The following is an 8,554-nucleotide window of genomic DNA, read 5'->3' as shown; positions in this document are numbered from 1 at the left end:
AGTTCTTCAGACCTTCCCTAAGTTTTCCAGGCCATTGCGCAGGACACGCGCGATGGTGCCCTCACAATTGGTGAATGACGATAATCTCTTGCAAGCCAAATCGCAACCAGAAAAATATTTGGAAGTTATTCATTCAGCCCGCACAGCAGACAGACAAAAGAAGGGTATTGGTGTTTGGATAACAGGTTTTGTGATAGCCGCGGCGGCCACGCTTGGGGCTTTGGATCGAGCTAGCGGTGACTACAGCCTGTCTCCTTTCTTTCACGAGCATCCATCAGCGGCCAATATTTTTGAGACATACGATTACTACGAACAGGCTTACACAAGAGCTCGACTTCAGTTGCCCAGGGATCAGATGGATAAGGCTCAGGATCAACGAAAACATGTTGCGCTAATCAATGAGGCGATTCTACAAGCCCAGCGGGCACCAAAGCCAACTTATTCCAGCTCAACATTGACTGAACAGCTCAACGAACGATTGACCAGTGCGTTATCTGTAGCACTAACTCAAGAGCAATATGAAGCGTTAGCACAAATTGTGAAGCGCGATGGTATCACCCGCTTTCTTGGTTCCGAGCTTATGGCCAGCCTAAACGACGCGGATTATATGGGCGCGTATCTAGCTTTGACTGGGGATCCTGATCTTCAAAAAGTGTTCGGGCTGGGTTTAGAGCCTGAGAAAATGGAGTCGTTGGTTGACGCTTATAAGACAATGGGCAGCAGTTCTGTCCAGGCGGCTCAGCTCAAGGCGCAAGTAGGACAGTTTGCCCAAACGGCAAACATGAGCAAACCACAGGATATTGCACGTATGGGTGAACTTCTGCTTCAGTATAGTTGGAGTATGGAGCAAGCGCGACAGAGCCAACAAATAGTGATGCAAGGTTACAAGGGTGTAATTCGAGAGCTTGGTCAACAAATAACGACCAATCCAAGTGAAGCGAAGAAGTCGCAGATTCAGTTTTTGAGCAATAGCCACGAACGCGTGCAGGCGAACTATGAAATAGTTAAGCACAAAGACCTCTATACACATATTTTTGCTGACGACTTGATTCACCTATCGGAAGGGCTAAGCGCTATGAGTGATCCATCAACTGCTCAGCAAGGCAAAGCACAAGCGCAAAGCTACCTATTCGACATAGTGCACGAGATCTCTGTTGCCGATGCCGGCGCTACGCACAAAAATGTCATGAGCATGGAGGGCATCAAGCAACTTAACGAGGTCCTAGGCATGCAGCATGATTCTCTGTATCAAGAAATGCCTCTTGTTCAAACAATTTCCGCAGCGTCTAAGGTAACCTATGGCTGAACCTCGCTATTTGCCTTTCTCGATACATTTCGTCGGTCAGCAAAGGCAAGCCCTGTTGACGGTATATGCGCCTCAAGCATTTTGGTTGTTTGATCGACCACAGATTGAGATGTTAGGTCCGGACGGTGCGGAAGCTTTTAGCGGATGCCTTTTGCATACTATCAACGATGATGGAGCGCACTGGGTAGTAGGCGCACCCGACGATCTCTTGCCTTTAGAAATCTTGAACCAACCGTATTTGACGGTTTTGATTGGTGATGAAAAAGGCACGATCCGTCATTCTCAAGCCATTGAAATGGATCCCTCGCTGGTACAAAACCATTAATCCAGATCTGATCTAGCGCGAGCTGGTAATCAGCAAGCGCTTCGCTTTGGCATAAAGATAGGACAGCTCATCCTCTCCGAGTTGAGCGAACAAATTGAGCAATTCACGTTCGGTTTCGGACATTGTCGCTGTGGCCGGGGCAGAGGCGATGAACATCGGCCCTTTGCCATAAAGAATCCACGTCGCACTGAATCCGAATTCAAGTTGCAACATTAGTGCTGCTTGCTTCGATACGCCGCGTACCTCCCAATTATGTATGTTTTGAGGGGCAACGTTCAGAAGTCGGGCTAAGGAGGACTGCTCTTTGGCTGGATCGAGAAGCGACCTGGCTCGCGCTGCCTTGTAGAGCCGGTTGGCAGTCTGATGCCGTTCACACATTAGGTCTCCGTGAGCTGACGGGTTGCGCTGGTGGTGCCAGTACATTCTACCGAATACCAGCTCACTGAAATGCTAGTCGATCAAGCCCATTTAGTCTAGAAAAGCGCCAGCTGCGAATCAAGCTTCTGGGCCCAATGCTCAAGGCTTGAGGCAGAAATGAGCGCAGGCAGTTTGCGCGAAAAACCTTCTTCGCGGGCGACTTTGAGTAAGGCTACCCCGACCTCGTCGGCATCCCCCATCTCAAAACAAGTATCCAATTGACGCTCACCCAGGCCGTGGTAACCACGGTCCCACAGGTGGTGATGGCGGATTTCGTCCACCAAATCGTGCTTGAGCGCCAGTCGCATGAACTCGATACGGGCTTTGAGCCCCTGGCTCGTTGGACGGTAAATGGTGTGGCGCAATTCGTAGATCTGGCGAATGATCGCGGCTTGGCAGTGCATGGTGACCCCCGTGGTTTCGATGTGTATGAAACCATGGTAGCGACCGGGGCCAAAAAAGCTAAATGCGCCGTTAAGCTTTCCGATCCCCTACGAATAACAACTTCTGACTCCGAAGCCCGATAACGACAGCCCGAATGTGCTCTGCTTTACCCAGCCCTTTTGGGGCCCGGATCTGCCTGGGCACATTAATATGCAGCCCAACACCTTGAGCTGCCAGCGTTGAATTGAGGTTGATGCTGGCCATGAAGTGCAAAAAGCTAGGATCGTAATAACTCATGAAAACCTCTGGTTAAAGCAAGGGTGAGGGGTGGGCCCTTTAAGGCACGGTGCGCTGCATCGCTTCACGAAGCTTTTCCATGTTGCCAAAGTCCAGGGGCTCGCCCAATGAGCCGTCTTCATTAAGCAAGTAATGCTGGTCGGCGTCTTTGGTAATGAAAATAACCTTGCCGTATTCCTTGGGCGTGTGCTTGGCCTTGCGCCGGGCGTCCTTCAAGTCGTGCTTGGTTTCAATCAAACGCGGTACTGGCTCGGCGCCGTCCACGTGATAGATACAAACGACAAAATCTGGATAGAAGTAGTTCTGATGCTCGCCGCGCACCAGACGCACGGAATAGGGCTTGCGGTCGGGATTGCGAAACCACCAGGCCACAAAGGGGGCGCGATCCAGTGCCTGGGCCAAACGGGTTTCATACGAGTTCAGGGAAAACGTTTGGTCGAACTTGCCACTGATAAAGGGCGGCTCATCGTTTTTGGACCCGGCAAAGTGCCAGTGACGATCGTCCAGAAATTGACGATCTTCCAGAGCCAGCGTTTCTTCGACGCTGGCCAGTTGTTCCTGCGAAGGCGGGTGCACCCCGTACAGATTTTTGCTTGAAATCTTAAGGGCAATATCGGTCGGAAACAGCATGGCATCGGGCAATGGCGAGGCCTCAACGGTAAGTGCCTGTTGCGCGAGCTCCAGGTGAAGCGCCTCCTCGATGTCCTGCAGGTGCGCGGTAACGAGCCAACACGCTGCCGTACGAAGCATGCGTTCGATTTCATCCTCGGGCGGCGTGGCATCGCTTTCGGCAAATGCAGTGTCAAACCGCGCACGTAATCGATTGGCCAGCGTGCGCACCAGAATGCGATGATCGGCTTCCTCGAGCTGGGGCAGCTTGCGCATGGCAGCCTTGGCTTGTGCGGCAATCCGGTTGCGATCAATCACGATGGCGACCTTGTCCTCATGCACCTCGCGACGAATCAGATCCGTGCGAACCTCTGTTTCTTTGAGGCGATTGCGTGCGGCCATCACGGCATCGTGCACATGATTCTCACGCAATATCAAGCGTGTGGCCACACGTTCAGTGATTTGAGCCATCTGCAGGCTTTGGGGGCGATCTTCGCGGCGCAAGCGCTTAGGCACGGCCGGCAGTTCGGTGCGAAGCCGATAGTGCGAGATCCCTCGATCAAGAAGGCGCTGGCTCCATTGCTGTGCGTTCTGCGCTTCTTGAGGGGAGGGTTTGGGCGGTACCGAGTCTGGTTGAGCCTCTACTTCGTCAACGCCGTCACCTTGCAAAGGATCGAAAAGCATTGCCTGACCCGTAAGCTGCTGGCCCTGATTCTCAGGATCAGCATTTGGTTCTTCGCGCTCAGAGGCCCGGGAGCTTTGGTCGCTTTGTTCTGGCCAGCCAGAGGCATCGCGCTGGTTTTCCGGCAAAGGCAGTCGCGGCGAAATAGGGCGTTGAGGCGTGGGCTTGTTGCCTAGCCAAATCGCCCCCGATCGTGTCCTGCGCTGCGTGAGCATTTCGGTCTGACCCTGTAGCTCCGTGCGAACGGCTTCAATGAGCTGCACCGCCTGTTGGTAACCTTGTTGCGCTTGCGCATCGGCCAGGTACACATACGCGGTATTAAGCGCTTCCGGAATGGCCCGATAGTCACTGTACTTGGCCCGGATCTGGCGTGAGACCCGCATCACTCGTCCGATGAACTGCATGGCGAAGTCCGCGTCGTTGACCGCCTTGGTCGAGGCCAACACGAAAGCACGCGGTGCATCAAAACCGGTGCCGGCCGATTGCTTGAAGATGAGCACCTCGATGCTGGCGTCGTTGGCAATGGAGCTCATCAAGGCTGGATCGGGGGCGTCAGCCGAGTGCTTTCCGACAGCCCCAGGATGCACGCCGCAAAGCTGAACAAGATCCTGCTCTGCCTGAGCAATGGAGTCTGGCCCATCCTCAACCTGGACCAGCAAAAGAGGCGTCATGTCGACGCCAGCATTTGCCAGCTCGCGTTTGATTTGTTGGTTACGCAGCCAGGCCTGGCGAAGTACCGTGCGCTTAAGGTCGGCCACGCCAGCCTGAGTATGCTCGAGCTGATAAATAATTGCCTCGATGTACGCTTTGTTCAGGCGACACTTGACCACATCGTCGCGACTGACGCTGAACACTTCTTTACTGCTCATCTGGGCGCTGGCCAAAAACTGCTCAATGCGCTGGTCTTTGGGTGTGGCCGTGGCCAATGCAAGATACGTGGGATTGAGCCAGCGCACGAATTGACCAAACTCAGTGGCCTCATCAAGCGCGATGTGTGCCTCATCGACAATCACGCCAAGCTGCAGGTTGCTGGCCCGGGCCAAGGCTACAAACTCGGCCGGCGTTCGCGTCAGTTCGCCTCCGCCGGCGTTGTACTCTTGTTTGCGCCAGACAGATCGGGCAACGTGGGCCACGGTAGACACCAAAACGACGCCCGCCCCCGGATNGGCCGGCGTTCGCGTCAGTTCGCCTCCGCCGGCGTTGTACTCTTGTTTGCGCCAGACAGATCGGGCAACGTGGGCCACGGTAGACACCAAAACGACGCCCGCCCCCGGATCCTGATTGACTCCGTCGGCAAACAACAAGGGGGTTAAATCGCCGGCATCCGAGATCAACGCGTCAATGGTTTGGTTAACCAGGGTTGTGTATGGAACGAACCAGAACCACAGCACAGAGCGCGTGTCGCTGATGTTGCCCATCGTTTTGCTCAACACAAACGTTTTGCCCGAGCCGGTTGGCGCACGAAGCAAACACGGCGGTGGATCGTTTGTCAGCAGCTGAGCGGTCATTGAGCTGATGAGCCTGCTTTGGAACTCCTCAGGAACAACGGCATGTCGTTGTCCAACGGCGATAGGCAGAGGCAAATTATTGGCGGTTGGGATGGGTGTGCGACTCATGCCTTTTCCTCGTGCTCGGCGTCCTGGTTGATCAGGGAGTTGCTCTGAGCACTTTCGTGCACGGTTGCGCGGGCAGGCTGCGCCCACCGCAGGGCGGTCTCCAAGCTGAAGGCCTGCAGCGGGATATGGCCATGGCCGGTTTGCTCCCATTGGTCCACTAGGCTGTCGGGTCGATCAATGTAGACTACCAGGCGAGAGGCACCCAGGGCGGCCAACTGAGACACGAGGTCATCAGTCAATTGAGGGCACACCAGCGTTGCCGCCCCCTCATGAATGTCAACAGGCCAAATGATGGATTTTTCTGGAGCCGCGCGCGCTACGCCCGTTTCGCGCAAGCACAACAAGGCATAGGCATGCTCGGCTTGTGCGTCAAACATCAGATCAGCTTCTTCGATCAAATCCAGCCGCATGTAGGCAAAGTCGCCCCCCAGCCCCGGAGTTTTCCCATAGCCCGTGATGACACGCTGCACCCTCTGGGCGCACACGTCCCGACACAAGTTTTTCTCAGGTTCCTTGGCGGTAGCTTCGGTGCTGGAACAAAGAATGAAGTTTCGATTGCCGCCGTCCTCGGCGTTTAACGCCAGAACAGCGTGCGCTGTAGTGCCCGAGCCAGAAAAGAAATCCAATACGATGTCATTGGCGTGCGTTGCCTGCTTTAACAACCCCGTGATCAGCGAAGCAGGTTTTGCGTAGTTGAACACACGGTCGCCAAAGATAGCGGAAACTTGGCGCGCGCCTTCTTGATTGGTCGCTGATGTGAGGTTGTTATCTATCTCGTATGTGCCTTCCTCGAAGTTAGGCACAATCCAACTCGATAGCGGTTGAGTCTGGTTACGAAGATCTGCTTTGTAACGTTTAAACTGCGGGCGACCAAAACCTATAGGCTTTCCAACCCATTGCTCAAGATTTGGTAAGTCACGACGTAAGATCGGAGTTTTTCCGCTCTTTGGGACATCTCCACTATCAATGGCAGCTAATAGGTCATCAATTGTGTCCCATGTTTCAACACGCTGATCTGCTGGAAAGATGATTTGCCCAAGGCGTGCGAATTCCTCCATGCTTTTTGCTTGTAGCGTAGCCCCAGGCTTCAGGCGCGCTTCGCTGGCATAAACCCATATGCGATCAGGATTGGGAGGGTAATGAATCCCAGTTTTCTCATCCACAAGGGGGTAGTAAAGGTTCGGACGCTCCTTATACGAAAAGCCCAAAGTCAGATCGCTTACCCGCCAATCACCACGCGGATCGTTATCCGGATTGCTATACATGTCGTAGGTCTTTTCAAAACCAGCGAAAGCAAATCCAGGGTTTCCGTAAACTAAGATATGCTCATGATCGACCGATAGGAAACAGCCCTGATCTGCATTGGATCCTTGCCGAGTTCGCCACACCATAGAACCTAAGCGCCGTCCGGGCATGACTTCATCCATGAGCAACTCAAGCCGCGACCGGTTCTCATCGTTGATCGAGATCAGCATAACCCCGTCAGTAGTCAGAAGGTCGCGAGCCAGACATAAGCGCTGGTACATAAACTCTAGCCAGGTAGAGTGCTTCCAGCGATCGTCTTTCTTCACATAATCGTCGTTATAAACCCAGTCTCGGTTACCCGTGTTGTACGGCGGGTCGATGTAGATCACACGGATCTTTCCTGCATGCGTGGCCTTCAACAAACGCAAGGCATCAAAATTGTCACCCTCAATGATCAGATTGGTACTGCACTCCTGTTCGTTGAGCTCAGACGCTGATTTGTCGATTTTTGGCAGCACCAGGTTGCCATTTAACGCACGATCGCGCTCAATCTGATCGGTCTCCCAAACCAGTCCCAGCTTTTTGCGGGTAAGTTCTTGCACCAAATAGCGCTTGAGCTCTTGCGTCGTCATTGTGTCGAGGCGAGCCAGGAGCTTGGCGGCTGCTTCCTTGGTTGCTGGGCGTTGCGTCATCACTATGCCTTGTTAAATTTGTTTCAGTCTGAACTTTAAGCCAAAAAAGCGAAAAAGCTTAGTCACGCGACCAGGGCGTTGGAAGGCTGCTCAGATTTTTTGTCTCATTAGCTAGCGCAAAGCTCGTTCATCATCGCCGCTAAAAAATAGGCTTTACTTAGATCCCAAATAAGGCAGACCTTGGCAAAGTATCTCGAGCGGTATGATAGATTTCGGGACGGCTTTAAAAAATTCTGGTTCCCGTTTGATGTGGTCTCGAAGCTTCACGGCTTCGTTGCTTGTTCGCACGAGTACGGCCAGAGGTTTGGACGGTAACTTAAAGCTCCCTTTGTAGCGCCACTCCCGCTCGTGAACCCAATTTATTCCGGTTCCATCAACGGCCTCAAGCCGTACAACGCGCCATAGCTCGCTCTCGGGAATCCCTAATACCTTTAGCTCATCGTCTGATAGGTAGATCACCGGTCTGCACCCATCTTTATAAGCCCGGCGCTTGGTCACGATGATGCCAAACGGTTCATAGCGTGGCCTGTCTGGATCGGTATTAGCTTCATTAAGAACGTATTTAAGCGAACTTAACGGTACATCCATGAAGCAGACTGCGGGAGACTTCCCTTTGATAAAACCAGAAGCCGTTGTGCTTCCAAATATTTCGCCAGTACCAAGCATACTTAAAAGATTATCGTAGGCTGTAAATTTATCAGTCTTCACCGTGTTCTTGGTAAGGTGAACCAAAAACGGTGAAAGATCTGGACGTTCGAAAAACGGAAGATTGCTGCCGTTAGAGGTTGCCATGATTGCTCCAGGTAGAACTGACAATAACCGACGGGATTGAGCGTCGATGGTACTTCAAAGTGCTAGGCCACGACGGTGCAATGGGGCGTCGATTTAAAGATCCGCATCCTTCCGGCGTCTGATGCGTTATGTCAATGATTCAAGTCTTCACTTAAGACGGTTCTCTAAGGAAGGTCTGAAGAACTCGAT

The 8,554-nt window shown here is 53.0% G+C and carries 7 protein-coding genes; 2 read left to right on the top strand and 5 right to left on the bottom strand.

The window, feature by feature from the left end:
* Together PuT2_RS15450 and PuT2_RS15445 are read left to right on the top strand one after the other, a co-directional pair.
* Positions 1 to 1,306: hypothetical protein (locus PuT2_RS15450; RefSeq protein ID WP_216820833.1), on the top strand; the 1,306-nt coding region annotated here is incomplete at its 5' end.
* The gene (locus tag PuT2_RS15445; RefSeq protein ID WP_093971891.1) at positions 1,299 to 1,631 is read left to right on the top strand and encodes a hypothetical protein; all 333 of its coding nucleotides are present in this window, start codon (positions 1,299 to 1,301) and stop codon (positions 1,629 to 1,631) included. The genes PuT2_RS15450 and PuT2_RS15445, both read left to right, overlap by 8 nt.
* Before the next feature lie 12 nt (positions 1,632 to 1,643).
* Here the strand turns inward: PuT2_RS15445 and PuT2_RS15440 are convergent, their stop codons facing one another.
* From PuT2_RS15440 to PuT2_RS15415, 5 genes are all read right to left on the bottom strand, one after another.
* Complete coding sequence (locus PuT2_RS15440) at positions 1,644 to 2,009, bottom strand: helix-turn-helix domain-containing protein (protein ID WP_093971890.1); 366 nt, start codon at positions 2,007 to 2,009, stop codon at positions 1,644 to 1,646.
* A 95-nt stretch (positions 2,010 to 2,104) separates the two neighbouring features.
* Entirely contained in the window at positions 2,105 to 2,452 is a 348-nt protein-coding gene (locus PuT2_RS15435; RefSeq protein ID WP_093971889.1) for a hypothetical protein, read from the bottom strand.
* Positions 2,453 to 2,768: 316 nt separating this feature from the next.
* Entirely contained in the window at positions 2,769 to 5,636 is a 2,868-nt protein-coding gene (locus tag PuT2_RS15960; RefSeq protein ID WP_216820832.1) for a DEAD/DEAH box helicase family protein, read from the bottom strand.
* Positions 5,633 to 7,573 carry a site-specific DNA-methyltransferase gene (locus tag PuT2_RS15420; protein WP_093971886.1) on the bottom strand — a complete coding sequence of 647 codons (1,941 nt, stop codon included), beginning with the start codon at positions 7,571 to 7,573 and terminating at the stop codon, positions 5,633 to 5,635. The genes PuT2_RS15960 and PuT2_RS15420 overlap by 4 nt, the downstream gene beginning before the upstream one ends.
* A 153-nt stretch (positions 7,574 to 7,726) precedes the next feature.
* On the bottom strand, positions 7,727 to 8,365 hold the full coding sequence (locus PuT2_RS15415; RefSeq protein WP_093971885.1) for a hypothetical protein: 639 nt from the start codon (positions 8,363 to 8,365) through the stop codon (positions 7,727 to 7,729).
* Positions 8,366 to 8,554 lie beyond the last annotated feature (189 nt).

The organism is Pusillimonas sp. T2 (genome assembly GCF_002236805.1).
In the GTDB taxonomy this organism is placed as follows: domain Bacteria; phylum Pseudomonadota; class Gammaproteobacteria; order Burkholderiales; family Burkholderiaceae_B; genus Neopusillimonas.
This window is presented reverse-complemented; position numbering and strand designations above follow the sequence as displayed.

What these genes read in the sequence shown, in the direction of transcription:
- PuT2_RS15445 (WP_093971891.1), top strand. Translation starts at nt 1,299, where the DNA reads ATGGCTGAACCTCGCTATTTGCCTTTCTCGATACATTTCGTCGGTCAG.
- PuT2_RS15440 (WP_093971890.1), bottom strand. Translation starts at nt 2,009, where the DNA reads ATGTGTGAACGGCATCAGACTGCCAACCGGCTCTACAAGGCAGCGCGA.
- PuT2_RS15435 (WP_093971889.1), bottom strand. Translation starts at nt 2,452, where the DNA reads ATGCACTGCCAAGCCGCGATCATTCGCCAGATCTACGAATTGCGCCAC.
- PuT2_RS15420 (WP_093971886.1), bottom strand. Translation starts at nt 7,573, where the DNA reads ATGACGCAACGCCCAGCAACCAAGGAAGCAGCCGCCAAGCTCCTGGCT.
- PuT2_RS15415 (WP_093971885.1), bottom strand. Translation starts at nt 8,365, where the DNA reads ATGGCAACCTCTAACGGCAGCAATCTTCCGTTTTTCGAACGTCCAGAT.